The organism is Brucella haematophila, from assembly GCF_005938105.1.
Taxonomy (GTDB): Bacteria; Pseudomonadota; Alphaproteobacteria; order Rhizobiales; family Rhizobiaceae; genus Brucella; species Brucella haematophila.
In genome coordinates this window covers 133,279-147,975 of the sequence record NZ_VCPE01000006.1, presented here as the reverse complement: position 1 = coordinate 147,975, position 14,697 = coordinate 133,279, and the positions used below count along the sequence as shown (strand labels likewise).

The window sequence follows — 14,697 nt, the reverse complement described above, 5'->3', positions numbered from 1 at the left end:
TTCGCACGAGGAAAAATCATGGCTGGTACTAACGTTGTAATTTTGCGCGGTCGCGTGGGGAATGACCCGGAAGTGAAGCGCTTCAACGACGGCAACGAGATTGCCGAATTTTCACTCGCAACGTCAAAAACTTGGAAGGACCGGGACGGAAACCGGAAAGAAAAAACCGAATGGCACAAGATTAAGGTCAGCAATAAAGGCTTGATCGAGATCGTTCGGAAGTACGTCAACAAAGGATCGAGCGTCTGCGTTTCGGGTTCCCTCGAATATCGAAAATGGGAGAAAGACGGCGAAACGCGCACCATGGCCGAGGTGGTTGTCGGGCCTTTCAACGGTCATCTTGACCTTGCAGGGGACCGCACAGATGGCGGCGACCGGAGTTCACGCAATTACGATGATGATCGCGGTTCAAGATCGTCCGGTCGGTATTCAAACGACGACAGGGGGCAATCCTCCGGCGGCTACGGCGGCGGGTTCTCGCGCGATCTGGACGACGAAATCCCATTCGCTCCGGAATGGAGATAGGGCATGTCGGACCCAACACAGGGGCGCATCAATTGTTGCGTCCCATTCTGCACGCGCACGCGGCACAATCGGGACAACACGTCGGAATGGATATGCGGAACCCATTGGCGACTTGTTCCGCAACACCTGAAACGCCGGAAGTTCAAGCTCTTTCGCCGATACAAGCGTCTTTTCGGCAATAGCTCATTTTGGTGCTTCGAAGCCGGTAGCCAGAAAAGAATTCAGGCCGTTCGCCTCGATCGCCTTTGCGGGATCGCATGGGATCGATGCAAGGCCGCAGCCATTGAAAGGGCCGTAGGGCTATGACCGTAGATGTAAACAAAATTGCCGCCGAAGCGGTGCGGACGGCCAACGATATTGAAGCCGTTCTTCAAGGCCGCGATACGGCGGCCTCGTATATGGCGCTTGCAATGGTAATCGGTGCGGCCGAAGCAAAAGCCGAAGAGCCTGACCTCCACGGCCTCATGCGCATCATAGCGCAGCAAGCCTTTTACACGTTCCTTGACGCAAGAAAGGGCGCGCGAAATGGATAACCGGCGCGAACAGGGCGACGTAAGGCTCACGACGAGGGGCGAAAAAGGCGACGTGCATATTCAGTTTGAGACTGACGACGGAACGCTCCGCTTCGGAGTGTCCGCTCAAGGTGCAACGAATTTCGGCGTCCAGCTTATCAAGGCGGCTCAAGATGCGGAGCGAGACAATGGCTAGAAGAGAAGTTCTATTTTTCTGTAGTTATTGCGGTGATGACAATCCTACATGCACGGATCAAGCGCCGTGCGCGGACTGCCTAGCAGTTTGTAACGTCTTCGAAGTCGAAATGGATGGTGCGGTTTATAAACGTGTACTCGCGCCGGGACGTGAAAGCTCTACCGAATGGCAATCCAAGCTAACTCGATTGCTCATACCACTTTCAGGGAAGCGCCCTTTAAGTAGGTCGAGGTTTGACGCTCTCGCGAAACTGGCCGGGGCGGCCTTCCTTACAGGGAGGCGCAAAAATGGCTGATCTTCCTATCCTTTTCAGCGCGCCCATGGTGCGCGCGATCCTCCGGGAAATCGAAAATCCGGGCACCGGCAAGACGCAGACGCGGCGGGTGCTCACCGCCGATTGCGATGGGCCTCCTGCAATTGTCGACGAAGGTGTGATAATTGCATACGACGATGGCTATAGAGAGTATCGTTGGCCGAATACAAAGGCAGTCGGCGACCGGCTTTATGTCCGCGAAGCGTGGCGCGTTTCGCGCATGCACGACCAAGTAGCACCCCGCGATCTGAAACCGCGCACGATGACGGTTTTCTTTGAAGCGGGCGGCTCTATCGCAAATCAGGATGCCCCCGGCGACTGGAAGCCCGCTGTTTGGCCGGAAATCGGAGAACGGCCGGATTGGGCCGGGAAGTTCCGGCAGGCGATGCATATGCCCCGGTGGGCCAGCCGGATCACCCTTGAAGTGACGGGCGTCAAAGTCGAGCGGTTGCAGGATTGCAGCCGCGAGGATGCAATCGCCGAAGGCATCGAACAGTCTTGCCCGGAAGTCGATCCATGGCTCTGGAAAGACTACGGGTCAGAATTGGATTTTGACGATCCGGTACTTTCGTATGCCAGCCTTTGGGATAGCATAAATGGCCCCGGCGCGTGGGAAGCTAATCCTTGGGTTGCTGCCTATATTTTTCGCCCGATCCTCGGAAACATCGATCAGATTGCGAGGGCAGCATGAACTTTGACGACGATTGCCGTGACGGCATCCTGTTTCGCTTTTGGATCAGAGCCGCAAGCTTTCCCGGCGGTTTTCCTTCCGATCTCATGAGAGCGCTTAAAGACTGCGTGACGCCGGAGGATTATCGACGGGCGCTTACAGAGCTTGCAAAGTCGAAAGGCGTCAATCTCCCTCCGCACGAACCGGCCTCGAAGATAATCGAAATGGCCGGAGAAACAGTGAAGGAACTTCGCGACGCGCTCCTCCTCGTCCTCGACGGGACAGAAGCCCACGACTTTCCGTCTGACTTCGGCATTTCAGAAAAGGAGGGGCGTAGACTGCGCAAGTTGGCGGGGCTGCCCGAATGACCCGATCGGATTTATTTGGCCCTGTGCCTCGCAAGCCCCGCGTCGTTCGAATGCATGCCGTCGACCATGGCGAAGCGCCCGGCTTAATGCCGGGCTGGCGCACTGCACAGGGCGGGCATTTCAAATGCTCGCGGTGCGGACATGATGCGGGATGGCAGTTCGATCTAACAGCAACCGAAATCCGGCGGGGATTGCCTTGCCCTGTTTGTGAGAAAACCGGCGATGTTTGAAATGAAAAAGTCGAATATTTTGCAAAGCTGTCAGGATGAAACATGCGGCGGGCTGGAAAAGTCCGCAAGAAAACGCAAAGGTAAAAAAGGCAGCGGGAAGGAAATTGACCCGAAGCTATTATCCCTCGTTTCCATCTTCGCAAAAGTAGATGCTCGCGAGGACTGCAAAAACACTGAAACCAATGCCAATCTCAAGGATGAAACGCCTTGCACGACCAAACCACCACAATCCGGCGGGCAGCGATCTACGCCCGCTACTCGACAGACATGCAGAGAGAGCGTTCAATTGACGATCAGGTGGCACTATGTCGAGAGTACGCCCGCAAGAACGGGCTTCGCATAATTCAGACTTATAACGACCGCGCTCAAACGAGCGCGTCGCTTGTCGGACGTGAGGGCATAATGAACCTCATTGACGACGCCAAGGCCCGCAAATTCGACGTCGTTATCGTCGAAGCCTTGGACCGAATTTCTCGCGACCAAGAAGATTTGGCAGGAGTTTTTAAGCGCCTGTCTTTTGCCAACGTTGAAATCATCGCCGTGCATGAGGGTGTTGCCGACGCGGTACAGGTCGGTATTCGCGGCCTTCTCGGGTCGATGTTCCTATCTGACCTTAAGCACAAGGTTCGCCGTGGCATGGCTGGCGTCGTTAACGACGGCCGCGTCGCAGGTGGGAACGCCTACGGCTACGACGTGGTGCTCGGTAAACCGGGCGAGCGCACAATTAACGAGGAACAGGCAGCGGTCATTCGCCGCATTTTCCGCGAATACGTCGGAGGCGCTTCGCCGCGTGACATTGCCGGTCGGCTAAACTCGGAGGGTGTTCCGCCTCCGCGCGGTTCGAAATGGAATGCAAGCACGATCAACGGCAGCAAGAACCGCTCTTACGGCATATTGGTGAATGCGCTCTACAACGGTCAAATCGTTTGGAACCGCGTGCATATGGTCCGCGACCCGGACACCGGGAAGCGCGTCAGCCGGTTCAATCCTGAAAGCGAATGGAAGATTGCCGAAGCGCCGCATCTGGCGATTGTCGATCGGGAAACCTACGACGCCGCACAAGCTCGAAAGGCGGATCGCACTAAGCTGGTTGAGCAAGGCGCATCGACAAAGAAGGCGAAGCGCCTTCTATCCGGGCTGTTGCGTTGCTCGATTTGCGGTGCGGGTATGGCTTCCGTCGGCTTCAACGGTGGCAGGCTGCGGGTGCAGTGTTCGCAGAACCGCGAAAGCGGTTCTTGCGACAACAATCGCAAGTACAACGCCGAGCGCATCGAACACGCGGTCGTCACCGGCATTCTGTCTAAGTTGGAAGATGAAGAAGCGGCCGAACGCTATATCCGCGATTATGTCGCAGAGCGACGCGCAAACATCGACAACGCAACGCGCTCGGCTTCACAAATCGAGGCGAAGCTCGCCAAGGTGGCAGGAGAGCAAGAGCGGCTGATTACGCTTTTCCAAACCGGAGTGCTCGACCTTGATCGAGTTAAGCCGCGATTGACGCAATTGGAAGATCAGCGGAAGGCGCTGGAAGATGAAGCCGCATCGGCACGCGAAGCGGTGCCGGTTATCGAATTGCACCCGGCGGCCGTCGAGCGGTTTATCAAGCTGCTTTCGCGCGCCAAGGCTGAATATGAAAACTATGAAATGTTGAAAGACCCGGAGAAAATCGAGGCGATGCGGGAACTGATTTCTCACGTCATCGTGAGCGATAGCGCCGCGAACGGTTACGAACTCGACGTCTTCACATACCTGTCAGCACTTACGGGAGATTATGCACCCGGTGGTTTGGGGGGTGCGTTGGTAGCGGAGGAGGGATTCGAACCCCCGACACAAGGATTATGATTCCTCTGCTCTAACCTACTGAGCTACTCCGCCACGCGTCGCTTTGCAGAACTTTTTATCGTCACCGTTTCCGGTGGGACAAAGCATTGTTCCTGCAAGGAATGGCGGCGGTATATGTGGGGAATGAAAACCTGTCAAGCACTCTTCGCACAGGTTTCGTCTTGTTTTCCATCATTTGCACCGATAAGGAACTGTGCATAAGCAAAGGCATAGTTTCATGGCACCTCGTATTGCGGTTTTGGGTTGCGGCTATTGGGGCGGCAACCACATTCGTACCCTGAAGAGCCTCGGCGCCCTTCAGGCAGTCTCCGACGCCAATCCGGCAAATGCCGAACGATTCGCTTCCGAATTCGGCGTTCCCAATGTTCCGGTCGATGAATTGTTCACCCGTCCAGACGTCGACGCTATCGTTCTGGCCCTGCCTGCACAGTTCCACGCGCAATATGCGACCGAAGCTGTGAAGAACGGCAAGGACGTTCTCGTCGAAAAGCCCATCGCGCTCGATGTCGCATCGGCGGAAGCGGAAGTGAAAGCGGCGCGCGAAAACGGCCGCATCTTCATGGTCGGGCATGTTCTGCGTTTCCATCCGGCTTTCGAGAAGCTTCTCGACATGGTCAAGAGCGGTGAACTCGGCGAAGTCCGCTATGTTCATTCGCATCGCGTCGGTCTCGGCAAGTTCCATGCGCAGTTCGATGCACTGTGGGATCTCGCGCCGCACGACCTGTCGATGATTCTCGCTATCACCGGCGAAGAGCCAAGCGCTATTCGCGGCGAAGGCACGGCCATCATCGATCATCTGAACGATTTTGCACATGTTCACTTGGAATTTCCGAGCGGCATTCGCGGACATCTTTTTGCCTCGCGGCTCAATGCATATCGCGAACGTCGCCTCAGCGTGACCGGCACCAAGGGCATGGCTGTTTTCGATGACGGCGAACCATGGGACCGCAAGCTTGCTCTCTATAAGCACGAAGTCTGGCGGGAAAACGATCAGTGGGCTTTCAAGTTCGTAGACCCGATCTATATACCGGTCGAGGAAGGCATGCCGCTCACCCGCGAGTTGCAGCATTTCATGCATTGCATCGAAACGCGCGAGACGCCGCGGACCGATGGCAAGGAAGCGATCAATGTTCTGCGGATTCTGACCGAAGGCTCCGTGAAGCATAACAAGTAAGATGTCGCGGACGGAGCTTACGTTTCGTCAAGCGGTGTTACAGCATTCGCAAAACTTTGAACGCCCCGGCCATGGCAGGGCGGGGCGCAAGCGAATAAACAGGTGCCAAGGATTCGCACGTGGTTCGTGCGAGGCCAACTCTATGGAGCCAACATGCAGTTTATTGATCTTGGAGCGCAGCGCGCGCGTATCGAAGACCGTCTCAATGCCGCCATTTCCAAGGTTGTTGCGGAAGGCCGCTATATTCTCGGGCCTGAAGTGGCAGAGTTCGAAAAGAAGCTCGGTGAATATCTGGGCGTCGAACATGTGATCGCCTGCGCCAACGGCACCGACGCCCTGCAGATGCCTCTCATGGCACGCGGCATCGGCACTGGCGATGCAGTTTTCGTTCCGTCCTTCACCTTCGCCGCGACTGCGGAAGTTGTAGCACTTGTCGGCGCGGAGCCAGTTTTCGTCGATGTCGACGCAACCAGCTACAATATGAATGTCGAGCAGCTTGAAGCTGCCATTGCCGCTATCCGCAAGGAAGGCCGCTTGCAGCCGAAGGCAATCATTCCGGTCGATCTGTTCGGCCTTGCTGCCGACTATAATCGCATCACCGCGATTGCCGAGCGCGAAGGTCTGTTCGTCATCGAAGACGCCGCACAGTCCATCGGTGGCAAGCGCGACAACGTCATGTGCGGTGCTTTCGGCCATGTCGGTGCGACCAGCTTCTACCCGGCCAAGCCGCTTGGCTGCTATGGCGACGGCGGTGCAATGTTCACCAATGATGCCGAGCTTGCCAACACGCTGCGCTCCGTGCTGTTCCATGGCAAGGGCGAAACGCAGTACGACAATGTTCGCATTGGTCTCAACTCGCGCCTCGATACGATCCAGGCCGCTGTTCTTCTGGAAAAGCTTGCAATCCTCGAAGACGAAATGGAAGCGCGCGACCGTATCGCCAAGCGTTACAATGAAGCGCTGAAGGATGTGGTGAAGGTTCCGGCCTTGCCTGCCGGTAACCGTTCCGCCTGGGCGCAATATTCCATCGAAAGCGAGAACCGCGACGGGCTGAAGGCGCATCTTCAGGCCGAGGGCGTGCCGTCGGTGATCTATTATGTGAAGCCGCTGCACCAGCAGACAGCATATAAGCACTATCCGGTTGCACCGGGCGGCCTGCCGGTCTCGGAAGCTTTGCCATCGCGTATTCTGAGCCTGCCGATGCATCCGTATCTCTCGGAAGCCGATCAAGACAAGATCATCGGCGCCATCCGTGGTTTCCACGGTAAGAAGGCCTGATCTGGTCAGTTCAGTTGAAGAAAAACCCGGCGAAAGCCGGGTTTTTTATTTGCCTGATTTTGCCAGGCTTCTTTCGACGCGTTTGGCGACGAAGCGGGCAATCGCTGGTCCCGCAAAGAGCACCACGAAGAAACGGCTCGTCTGCATGGCAATGATGAAGGGCAGGTCGACATTGGTCGATGCGGCGATAATAGCAACCGTGTCTGCGCCGCCCGGGCTTGTCGCCAGATAGGCGGTGAGGGGATCGAGATCGAGCATGTGGCCAAGCGCCATGCCGAACAGGCCGCAGACGGCGATCAGGATCAGCGTCGAGGCCAGCACGGCGGGAAAGGCCCGCGCTGCATGGGCAATGATCGCACGCGAGAAACCAAGCCCGATACGCCAGCCAATCAGCGTATAGCTGATCGCCAGCAGCCATGGCGGCAGGTCGATGGTCATGACGCCGGTATCCTGAAGGATCGCGCCCAGCACCAAGGGCACCAGCATGGCGCCCGTTGGAATGCGCGAGATCTGTCCCAGAAGCGCACCAGCAATGACGAGAAGCAGCGTCGCGCCAAGACTGGACGGGTTGAGGGGTGGAAACCAGTCCATAGCGGTTGGCGTTGCCATTTCCACGCCCGCGCCAAGGCGCACGACGAGCGATGCGGTGGTCGCGACCAGCACCACGCGCAGATATTGCATGAACGCGACGAGCCGCGCATCCGCTCCGAAGGATTCCGCCATCAGGGTCATTGCGGTGGCAGCACCCGGAGAAGAACCCCAGACGGCGGTTGTGCCGGGCAGGACGCGGAACCGCGCCAGCAGATAGCCAATCAGCGTGCTGGAAAACAGCACGAAGAGCATCGAGATCAGGATGATCGGCAGATGCCGCCCCATATTGGAGAAGAACTCAGGCGTGATCGCACGGGCAATCAACAGGCCGACCACGGCCTGTGCAAGTGTCGAAAGCTGGCTGTGAACGCGCAAGGTGCTCTCGCCAGCCGCCATCATAATGCCGCCGATCATCGCGCCCAGCAGCAATGCTGCCGGAAGATGCAGCAGCTCCCCGACAACAATCAAAACAGCCGACACCATCAGAAGCAGGCCCCACTGGACCGGCTTGGGCGTCTTGCTGAAATTGAACTTGCTTGGGGCTGGTTTAAGCCCGGAGGGGGCGGATTTCTGCATTGCACGTCTTCCCTACATGCGGGTGCGGCAGGATGCAAACCAAGTTTTTATGTCGCTGCTATGGATGTGGCCTGTTGGTTGTTATTTGCCAACCCGGCTTCTTAGACACGCAAAGGCACCACCCTTATCATTACAGTTGCATTCTTCGCCATGCCGGGCTGCAACGAGCAATTTCCTGCGCGCCGGTGCTCACGTACCCAAAAGTACGCTCCGCTCCGGTGCTCGAAAATCACTCGTTTCGCCACGGCCTGACCAATTTGCAACTGTAGTGTTACAAAGAAGGGCAGTGCCTTGAAAATCGCAATCGTTTCGCCGTTGATCAGCCGATCATTGCGCGACGCTGATTGGCCGGGCGCTCGACGACTTCGCGTGGCGCCTTGCCGCCGTCACGCTCTTCCAGTGCTTCGGCCTTGGAAAGCTCGATCTCGGCGACCGCCAGTTCTGCTTCGGCCGCTTCCTTCTGCGACATCAGATCGCCGATCGAACCGAACAGGTTGTCACGCCGCTGGCGTGCAGCCTTGGCGAAGGTCGGATAGGCAAAATGATTGATGTCGGTGATGCCGGCTTTCTTTTCTTCCGACAGGATCTGGGCGTCGAGTTCTCCAGCCATTCGCTCGAACTCGCCGATCATCAGGTCAAGCTGGCCCAGTTGACGGCGCTTTTCCTTCACCTGGAACAGTTTCAGCCTGACTAGGCTTTCACGTGGCTTCATACGCAATACTCCTTGAACACCAACCAGCTTCCATGTGTTGGGGCGTTCCCCCCTGAGTCTAGAAAACGGTTCGATCCTGCTTATCGGATCGGCGCTCTAAACCAATTCATTCGAAACATGCTCTCTTCGACCCTCGTTTCACGCGGTCGGACCATGTTTTATTAACAAGTGTGAATAAGCAAAATGCGCCCGTTCACACCGCGAATCCCCCGCGAATCCAGCCCCAAAGAGGGAAAGCGTCGCGGCCGTTGTCGGAAATCACCCCTCGTAGCGAAACAAAAAGTTAAGATTTCACCCGTTTGGTAACCATTCCTTTACCGGCGAGGTTAATCATACGCGTTAGGACTTAAGGCTCGGTAAACCTAATGTGGTTTTTGAGCAACAGGTGAAACCTAGAGTCGGATGAATCGCTTAGCGAGAATTCTTAAAGTGATGCTTTAGAGTCATGGGAAAGTGAATCTCCTTATGATTCAGATCGCTACGAGAATTTTCTAAACAGGGCATAAATATGCTTGCCAACCAGAATCATATTTTGTTAACCATTTGCTGGCACCTTCATACAGAGGCAACGACGGTTCCGTGTGCCGCCTTGAGGGACATCTGGTCGGCTGCGGAAAGGGGATAAGAGATGCGCGTCCTTTTGATTGAAGACGACAGTGCTATCGCACAGAGCATTGAGCTGATGCTCAAGTCCGAGAGTTTCAATGTCTACACGACCGATCTGGGCGAGGAAGGCATCGATCTCGGCAAGCTTTATGACTACGACATCATCCTGCTGGATTTGAATCTGCCGGATATGTCTGGTTACGAAGTTCTTCGTACGTTGCGCCTTTCCAAGGTGAAGACGCCGATCCTGATCCTCTCCGGCATGGCTGGCATTGAGGACAAGGTTCGCGGCCTTGGCTTCGGCGCTGACGACTACATGACCAAGCCTTTCCACAAGGATGAGCTGATCGCGCGTATTCATGCGATCGTTCGTCGCTCGAAGGGCCATGCACAGTCGGTCATCACCACCGGTGATCTGATCGTCAATCTGGACGCAAAGACGGTGGAAGTTTCCGGCCAGCGCGTTCACCTGACGGGCAAGGAATACCAGATGCTCGAGCTTCTGAGCTTGCGCAAGGGTACGACGCTCACCAAGGAAATGTTCCTCAACCACCTTTATGGCGGTATGGACGAGCCGGAACTGAAGATCATCGACGTCTTCATCTGCAAGCTGCGCAAGAAGCTTGACGCAGTTTCCGGTAGCCAGAGCTACATTGAAACCGTCTGGGGCCGCGGCTACGTGCTGCGCGAGCCGGATGCCGAGCTGCGCGAAAGCGCCTGATCGGTCCGGACCTTACGGTCACCGAATAAAAAAGCTCCGCTTCGGCGGAGCTTTTTTCTTTTCGGTGGCTAGAGGGTCAGATGGTTTTGTCGCGACGTATCGCCAAACCCGTATCAGGCCAGGCGCGGACGCCTTGGCTGCTCACTGCTCATCAAGGCGGTGAATTGTTCGGTGAGATAGGCGCGGTCGAAGGGCTTCAATACATAGCCATCCGCGCCGGAGCGTTTGGCACGCATGATACGCGTGACGTCGAGTTCATAAAGGCAAATGATAATGCGCGGATGCTGGCCATCGGGCAGCGCGCGCAGTTCGGGAATGACTTCGAGGGCGGTCATGTCCGGCAGGTCGAAGTCGAGAAGGATGATATCCGGCATCCGCGATGCGCAACTGTCGAGCGCGTCATGTCCGGTTGAGACTTCGGCAAATTCTGCGATGGAATCGGACAGAATACGGCGCGCGACTTTGCGGATGACGGATGAATCGTCAACCAGCAGGCAATAGCCGGCCATTGCTTGGTCTCCCATCGAACTTCCCCCAGAAAGGCAGCGGGCTGCTGCCTGAAACTCCTCACATCATACGGTCTTCGCCTGCTGTCATCATCTCAGCAGAAGCGCGGGAGAACCCGCGCTCCAAATTCACTCACTCGGCAGAGAATACGATATCTTCTGCCGTCGCGTGAATAGAAATCGTCATGCCAGCTTCTTCGGCGAGCAGCAGCGTATAATAAGGCTGCACGGAATGCGCATCGATCGGCTCTTCCGGAGTGGCCCCTGAATGCAGCTCCAGGAACTTTGGCGGAACGCGCAGCATGCGGCCCTTGACCGTGATGACAAAGCGCGGCTCGGTATCGCCGCCTTCCAGACGCACGGCAAGCGAGCCGCCGCGCGGGATTGCGCCATTGGCGATCAGCAGCATGTTGAGCAGCAGCTTCACCTTGTTCTTGGGCAGAAGCACGCGCGTGCCTTCCCAGGTCAGTTCCGGCTTCTCGTTCTTGAAATATTCGGTGGCGACGGTCTGCGCGTCGCCTGTATCGATCTGCACGCCTGCCGAACCGGCAGCGCCGAAGGCAATGCGGGCGAACTGGAGACGGGCCGAGGCGTTGCGTGCGCTCGACTTGATCAGCGCCATCGCATCTTCGTCTGCGCCGCCTTCTTCCAGCAGTTCAAGACCGTTATTGATCGCGCCAACCGGCGAGATGATGTCATGACAGATCCTGCTGCACAGAAGCGCACCGAGGTCGAGTGCGGACAGGGTAACGGGTAGTGGCATGGCGCTTTCTCCGGAACGCGGATGGACCCGGCTCCGCGGCGCTTCGGCCGGACGGTCGCGTCCTGATCGGTTAACGAAACCGCCCGTAAAACCTGTGGTTCAACGCGCGGCATGAAGATGGGCGAATCGCCCTGAATGTCGGTTTAACTGGATACACGCCACACTAGAAAGCCGCAACAAAGCTGTCTTTTTTGAGATCAGCTTATCAATGGAAGCGCGTTGATGAAGAAGGGAGATTTTCGCCTTTGTAACGCCAATTTCCGCTCATAAAGGTTTGGACAATAAATTAGCGTTTACAATATGCGCGATTCGACGCGAAAGCCCGGAAGAGGCGGCGTCATGCTTTTAACAGGGCGTCAGACAGAGAAGCGGTAGCCAGAAGGAAATAAAAATGGCCATACCATCCCTGTCGCAAACCAGTTTCCGCAATACGGCGTATTTTATCGCGTTTCTTGCGGCACTGATTGTCTCCATCCTCGCTCTGCCGCATCAGGCACGGGCGCAGAACACATACACCGCCGAGGAAATCGTCGATTCCGGTCATCGGTTCTTTGGCTCGGCGTCGGGCGGGCTTGCCAGCGCCGTCGAGAAAGCGTTCCAGAGCTTCGGCCTGCCGAACGGCTATGTTCTTGGTGAAGAAGGTTCCGGCGCGTTCATCGGCGGTCTGACCTATGGCGAAGGCACGCTTTATACGAAGAATGCCGGTGACCATAAGACTTACTGGCAGGGCCCCTCGCTCGGCTGGGATTTCGGCGGTCAGGGCTCACGCGTCATGATGCTCGTCTATAATCTGGACGATATCCAGAACCTCTACGGTCGTTATGCGGGCGTTGCCGGTTCGGCTTATGTCGTTGCAGGCGTCGGGTTCAACGTGCTGAAGCGCGAAAACATCGTGCTCGTACCGATCCGCACCGGCGTTGGCGCAAGGCTTGGCGTGAATATCGGCTATCTGAAGGTTTCCGCTGCCCCGACCTGGAACCCGTTCTAGGTCGTTGTGAATTTTGGTTGCGCGAAGGCTGTTCTGCACTCGGAAATTGTTTCGGTGCAAGAAAGCCTTTTGCGCATTCCAGACCTATGCGCTACCATCAGTTGATGGTTCTGTTTGGCTGCAAAAAGCTCAACTTCGTGTGAAACCTTGATCCAGTCGGCACTCTTCTTCCTGCTTGGCGTTCTTGTGACGGTTTTCGTCCTGATCCTGCTCGGGCCATCGGTCTGGCGGCGCGCTTTCTTTCTGGCGCGACGGCAGGTTCAGGCCGAGCTGCCGATCACGCTTGCTGAAATCCGCGCTGACAAGGATGGATTACGCGCGGAATTTGCCGTGGCGATCAGCAAGCTGGAACAGCAGTTGAAACGGGAACGCCAGAAGGCAGCCGAACAGGCGGTCGTGCTGGGGCGTCAATATGAAGAGCTGAAGCGCATTCCGTTGCTTGAGGAAAGCCAGTCCACCATCGAGAAGAAACTGGCCGACCGGGATCAGACGCTGTCGGAGGCCAAGTCGTCGCAAGAGACAGCGTCGGAAAAGTCCGAAATCCTGCAAGCCGAGCTTGAACGTATTCAAAGCCATTACACTGCGCTGGAAGGGCTTGCGGATACGCTGCGTATCGAGATAAGCGCTAATGAGGCTGAACGTGGCCGCTTGTCGAGCGAGATAACCGAAATGCGCCGTGACCGTAAGGAAGCAACTGCCCGCTATAACGAGCTTTCAACGCAGCTCACCTCGGCGCAGACTGAATTGAAGAGCGAGAAACGCCGGAACGGCGATTTGCAGCAGAAGCTGGAAAAGCTGATTTCTGAACTGTCCGACGCACAGGAAAAGCTGGAACGTTTTTCGCGCGGCGGTGCTGTCGCTGTTTCGCTGTCCGATCAGGATCAGGCGGAAATCATGCACCAGAATGCTGCGCTTCGCGAGGAAATGGCGGAGCTTGCTGCCCGCATGGTTGCTGCAACCGCAGAAAAGGAAGGCCCCGATTCGCCTATTCACGGCATTCTGCAAGCCGCAGAGACGGCGGCAGGTGGCACAAGCGGGAAGAACGGCAAGGCCGTTTCCAAAAGTCTCGCCAGCCGTATTCAGGAATTGCCGAAAGGCTGATTGTTCTCCGATCCCATCAATCATGATTCGCGAAACCGCCGACCAGATGGCGATCCGGTCGGCGCTTCAGTTTCCTGCCGGCTTTATCAGCCGTTGGTAATCACATCAGACCAATCGGGGTGACGCGTTGCCTGCGCATGCATGAAGCTGCAGCGCGGAATGATTTTCCAGCCATTGCGGCGCGCATCAAGAATGGCGTTCTTGGCCAGTGCTTGTGCCGCGCCCTTGCCGCGCATGGATTCCGGTACGCGGGTATGATCGACGGAAATGAGCGAAGGCCCCAGCTTGGTGTAGGTCATTTCGGCTTCGCTGCCATCCAGCGACGCCACATAGCGCCCGCCATCGGAACTGTCTTCCTTGCGAATCTCGATATTTCCGCTCATGCCATCCTCCAGATTGAACACATACAGTCTTCAACATAGGAATGATTTGCGCAAACAAAAACCGGCCCAGAGGGCCGGTTTTCAATTTGTCAGATCAATGGGCTGAATCGGTCGAATGATTGAACGACAGTTCAACCCGGCACGATCCATCAGTGCCGATATTGCTGAATTCTGGTCGTCCGGAGACCGGCGAGACCATGCTCATCGATCGAGGACTGCCAGCCAAGGAACTCTTCCACCGTCAATGTGTAACGCTGGCATGCCTCCTCAAGGCTCAGAAGTCCGCCGCGAACAGCAGCGACAACTTCGGCCTTGCGGCGGATGACCCAGCGCCTTGTATTGGCGGGGGGAAGGTCCGCAATGGTCAGCGGGCTGCCATCGGGACCAATTACATATTTTATACGCGGTCTTACCAGATCGGTCATTGTACTCTCTACACAACACTCAAGGACCTAATCGAGTGTGAGACTAGCGCCACAGCTTTAAAAATTACCTAAACTGCCGGTAACACTCTGGTAACACTTGAAAAATTTTCGAAGAAAAATGAATGGCCCGACGACATTTGGGCGTTTTTCGGTGAATTTCACGGTGAAGTGTGCGGGTCAGGTCGCAATTCGACCAATGTTTATTATGCGACACCTT

General features: G+C 56.3%; 18 protein-coding genes, 1 tRNA gene and 1 pseudogene. 12 read left to right on the top strand and 8 right to left on the bottom strand.

The features are described 5' to 3' along the window. Positions 1–18: 18 nt before the first annotated feature. The 7 genes and pseudogenes from ssb to FGI60_RS26810 all read left to right on the top strand — a co-directional run. Complete coding sequence (gene ssb / locus FGI60_RS11655; RefSeq protein WP_006473403.1) at positions 19–525, top strand: single-stranded DNA-binding protein; 507 nt, start codon at positions 19–21, stop codon at positions 523–525. Positions 526–827: 302 nt separating this feature from the next. Further along, positions 828–1,058, top strand: a complete 231-nt coding sequence (locus FGI60_RS11645; protein WP_138785310.1) for a hypothetical protein — start codon at positions 828–830, stop codon at positions 1,056–1,058. Next, complete coding sequence (locus FGI60_RS11640; RefSeq protein ID WP_138785309.1) at positions 1,051–1,233, top strand: hypothetical protein; 183 nt, start codon at positions 1,051–1,053, stop codon at positions 1,231–1,233. Before FGI60_RS11645 ends, FGI60_RS11640 begins: the two co-directional genes overlap by 8 nt. A gap of 287 nt (positions 1,234–1,520) precedes the next feature. Continuing rightward, positions 1,521–2,237, top strand: coding sequence for a hypothetical protein (locus FGI60_RS11635; protein ID WP_138785308.1), 717 nt, complete (start codon positions 1,521–1,523; stop codon positions 2,235–2,237). Beyond that, positions 2,234–2,584, top strand: coding sequence for a hypothetical protein (locus FGI60_RS11630; protein WP_006473407.1), 351 nt, complete (start codon positions 2,234–2,236; stop codon positions 2,582–2,584). The genes FGI60_RS11635 and FGI60_RS11630 overlap by 4 nt, the downstream gene beginning before the upstream one ends. Before the next feature lie 222 nt (positions 2,585–2,806). Then, positions 2,807–3,157, top strand: coding sequence for a hypothetical protein (locus FGI60_RS11620; RefSeq protein ID WP_138785306.1), 351 nt, complete (start codon positions 2,807–2,809; stop codon positions 3,155–3,157). Further along, positions 3,082–4,098, top strand: a pseudogene (locus FGI60_RS26810) (recombinase family protein); the annotation flags it as partial. The gene FGI60_RS11620 and the pseudogene FGI60_RS26810, both read left to right, overlap by 76 nt. A 108-nt stretch (positions 4,099–4,206) precedes the next feature. Here the strand turns inward: FGI60_RS26810 and FGI60_RS26525 are convergent. Together FGI60_RS26525 and FGI60_RS11605 are read right to left on the bottom strand one after the other, a co-directional pair. Then, positions 4,207–4,509, bottom strand: coding sequence for a hypothetical protein (locus FGI60_RS26525; protein WP_235889791.1), 303 nt, complete (start codon positions 4,507–4,509; stop codon positions 4,207–4,209). A 103-nt stretch (positions 4,510–4,612) separates the two neighbouring features. Beyond that, positions 4,613–4,689, bottom strand: a tRNA-Met gene (locus tag FGI60_RS11605). Positions 4,690–4,873: 184 nt separating this feature from the next. Between FGI60_RS11605 and FGI60_RS11595 the strand changes: the two genes are divergently transcribed. Together FGI60_RS11595 and FGI60_RS11590 are read left to right on the top strand one after the other, a co-directional pair. Continuing rightward, complete coding sequence (locus tag FGI60_RS11595) at positions 4,874–5,830, top strand: Gfo/Idh/MocA family protein (RefSeq protein ID WP_138785305.1); 957 nt, start codon at positions 4,874–4,876, stop codon at positions 5,828–5,830. A gap of 153 nt (positions 5,831–5,983) precedes the next feature. Next, positions 5,984–7,108 (top strand): DegT/DnrJ/EryC1/StrS family aminotransferase, encoded by a 1,125-nt coding sequence (locus FGI60_RS11590; RefSeq protein ID WP_138785304.1) that lies wholly within the window; start codon positions 5,984–5,986, stop codon positions 7,106–7,108. A gap of 45 nt (positions 7,109–7,153) precedes the next feature. On the opposite strand, the gene FGI60_RS11585 is transcribed toward FGI60_RS11590, so the two are convergent. Together FGI60_RS11585 and FGI60_RS11575 are read right to left on the bottom strand one after the other, a co-directional pair. Further along, positions 7,154–8,275, bottom strand: coding sequence for an AbrB family transcriptional regulator (locus FGI60_RS11585; RefSeq protein WP_138785303.1), 1,122 nt, complete (start codon positions 8,273–8,275; stop codon positions 7,154–7,156). A gap of 319 nt (positions 8,276–8,594) precedes the next feature. After that, positions 8,595–8,987 (bottom strand): flagellar export protein FliJ, encoded by a 393-nt coding sequence (locus FGI60_RS11575; protein WP_078338800.1) that lies wholly within the window; start codon positions 8,985–8,987, stop codon positions 8,595–8,597. Between the two features lie 628 nt (positions 8,988–9,615). Between FGI60_RS11575 and ctrA the strand changes: the two genes are divergently transcribed. After that, entirely contained in the window at positions 9,616–10,314 is a 699-nt protein-coding gene (ctrA, locus tag FGI60_RS11570) for a response regulator transcription factor CtrA (RefSeq protein WP_078338799.1), read from the top strand. Between the two features lie 113 nt (positions 10,315–10,427). Here ctrA and FGI60_RS11565 read toward each other — a convergent pair whose 3' ends face one another. Together FGI60_RS11565 and chpT are read right to left on the bottom strand one after the other, a co-directional pair. Further along, positions 10,428–10,838, bottom strand: coding sequence for a response regulator (locus FGI60_RS11565; protein ID WP_138785301.1), 411 nt, complete (start codon positions 10,836–10,838; stop codon positions 10,428–10,430). A gap of 115 nt (positions 10,839–10,953) precedes the next feature. Further along, on the bottom strand, positions 10,954–11,583 hold the full coding sequence (chpT, locus tag FGI60_RS11560; protein ID WP_109369542.1) for a histidine phosphotransferase ChpT: 630 nt from the start codon (positions 11,581–11,583) through the stop codon (positions 10,954–10,956). 391 nt (positions 11,584–11,974) lie between these two features. Between chpT and FGI60_RS11555 the strand changes: the two genes are divergently transcribed. Together FGI60_RS11555 and FGI60_RS11550 are read left to right on the top strand one after the other, a co-directional pair. After that, positions 11,975–12,571, top strand: coding sequence for a DUF1134 domain-containing protein (locus FGI60_RS11555; protein WP_138785300.1), 597 nt, complete (start codon positions 11,975–11,977; stop codon positions 12,569–12,571). Positions 12,572–12,742: 171 nt separating this feature from the next. Then, a complete protein-coding gene (locus FGI60_RS11550; RefSeq protein ID WP_171058762.1) occupies positions 12,743–13,672 on the top strand; it encodes a hypothetical protein in 930 nt (309 codons plus the stop codon). Positions 13,673–13,758: 86 nt separating this feature from the next. Here FGI60_RS11550 and FGI60_RS11545 read toward each other — a convergent pair whose 3' ends face one another. Both FGI60_RS11545 and sciP read right to left on the bottom strand, forming a co-directional pair. After that, positions 13,759–14,055 carry a GNAT family N-acetyltransferase gene (locus FGI60_RS11545; RefSeq protein WP_078338875.1) on the bottom strand — a complete coding sequence of 99 codons (297 nt, stop codon included), beginning with the start codon at positions 14,053–14,055 and terminating at the stop codon, positions 13,759–13,761. A 149-nt stretch (positions 14,056–14,204) separates the two neighbouring features. Then, positions 14,205–14,480, bottom strand: coding sequence for a CtrA inhibitor SciP (gene sciP / locus FGI60_RS11540; RefSeq protein ID WP_010659559.1), 276 nt, complete (start codon positions 14,478–14,480; stop codon positions 14,205–14,207). Positions 14,481–14,697: the final 217 nt, after the last annotated feature.

What these genes read in the sequence shown, in the direction of transcription:
- FGI60_RS11635 (WP_138785308.1), top strand. Translation starts at nt 1,521, where the DNA reads ATGGCTGATCTTCCTATCCTTTTCAGCGCGCCCATGGTGCGCGCGATC.
- FGI60_RS11620 (WP_138785306.1), top strand. Translation starts at nt 2,807, where the DNA reads ATGTTTGAAATGAAAAAGTCGAATATTTTGCAAAGCTGTCAGGATGAA.
- FGI60_RS11565 (WP_138785301.1), bottom strand. Translation starts at nt 10,838, where the DNA reads ATGGGAGACCAAGCAATGGCCGGCTATTGCCTGCTGGTTGACGATTCA.
- FGI60_RS11590 (WP_138785304.1), top strand. Translation starts at nt 5,984, where the DNA reads ATGCAGTTTATTGATCTTGGAGCGCAGCGCGCGCGTATCGAAGACCGT.
- FGI60_RS11595 (WP_138785305.1), top strand. Translation starts at nt 4,874, where the DNA reads ATGGCACCTCGTATTGCGGTTTTGGGTTGCGGCTATTGGGGCGGCAAC.
- FGI60_RS11555 (WP_138785300.1), top strand. Translation starts at nt 11,975, where the DNA reads ATGGCCATACCATCCCTGTCGCAAACCAGTTTCCGCAATACGGCGTAT.
- FGI60_RS11630 (WP_006473407.1), top strand. Translation starts at nt 2,234, where the DNA reads ATGAACTTTGACGACGATTGCCGTGACGGCATCCTGTTTCGCTTTTGG.
- ctrA (WP_078338799.1), top strand. Translation starts at nt 9,616, where the DNA reads ATGCGCGTCCTTTTGATTGAAGACGACAGTGCTATCGCACAGAGCATT.
- chpT (WP_109369542.1), bottom strand. Translation starts at nt 11,583, where the DNA reads ATGCCACTACCCGTTACCCTGTCCGCACTCGACCTCGGTGCGCTTCTG.
- sciP (WP_010659559.1), bottom strand. Translation starts at nt 14,480, where the DNA reads ATGACCGATCTGGTAAGACCGCGTATAAAATATGTAATTGGTCCCGAT.
- FGI60_RS11545 (WP_078338875.1), bottom strand. Translation starts at nt 14,055, where the DNA reads ATGAGCGGAAATATCGAGATTCGCAAGGAAGACAGTTCCGATGGCGGG.
- FGI60_RS11575 (WP_078338800.1), bottom strand. Translation starts at nt 8,987, where the DNA reads ATGAAGCCACGTGAAAGCCTAGTCAGGCTGAAACTGTTCCAGGTGAAG.
- FGI60_RS11645 (WP_138785310.1), top strand. Translation starts at nt 828, where the DNA reads ATGACCGTAGATGTAAACAAAATTGCCGCCGAAGCGGTGCGGACGGCC.
- FGI60_RS11585 (WP_138785303.1), bottom strand. Translation starts at nt 8,275, where the DNA reads ATGCAGAAATCCGCCCCCTCCGGGCTTAAACCAGCCCCAAGCAAGTTC.
- ssb (WP_006473403.1), top strand. Translation starts at nt 19, where the DNA reads ATGGCTGGTACTAACGTTGTAATTTTGCGCGGTCGCGTGGGGAATGAC.
- FGI60_RS11640 (WP_138785309.1), top strand. Translation starts at nt 1,051, where the DNA reads ATGGATAACCGGCGCGAACAGGGCGACGTAAGGCTCACGACGAGGGGC.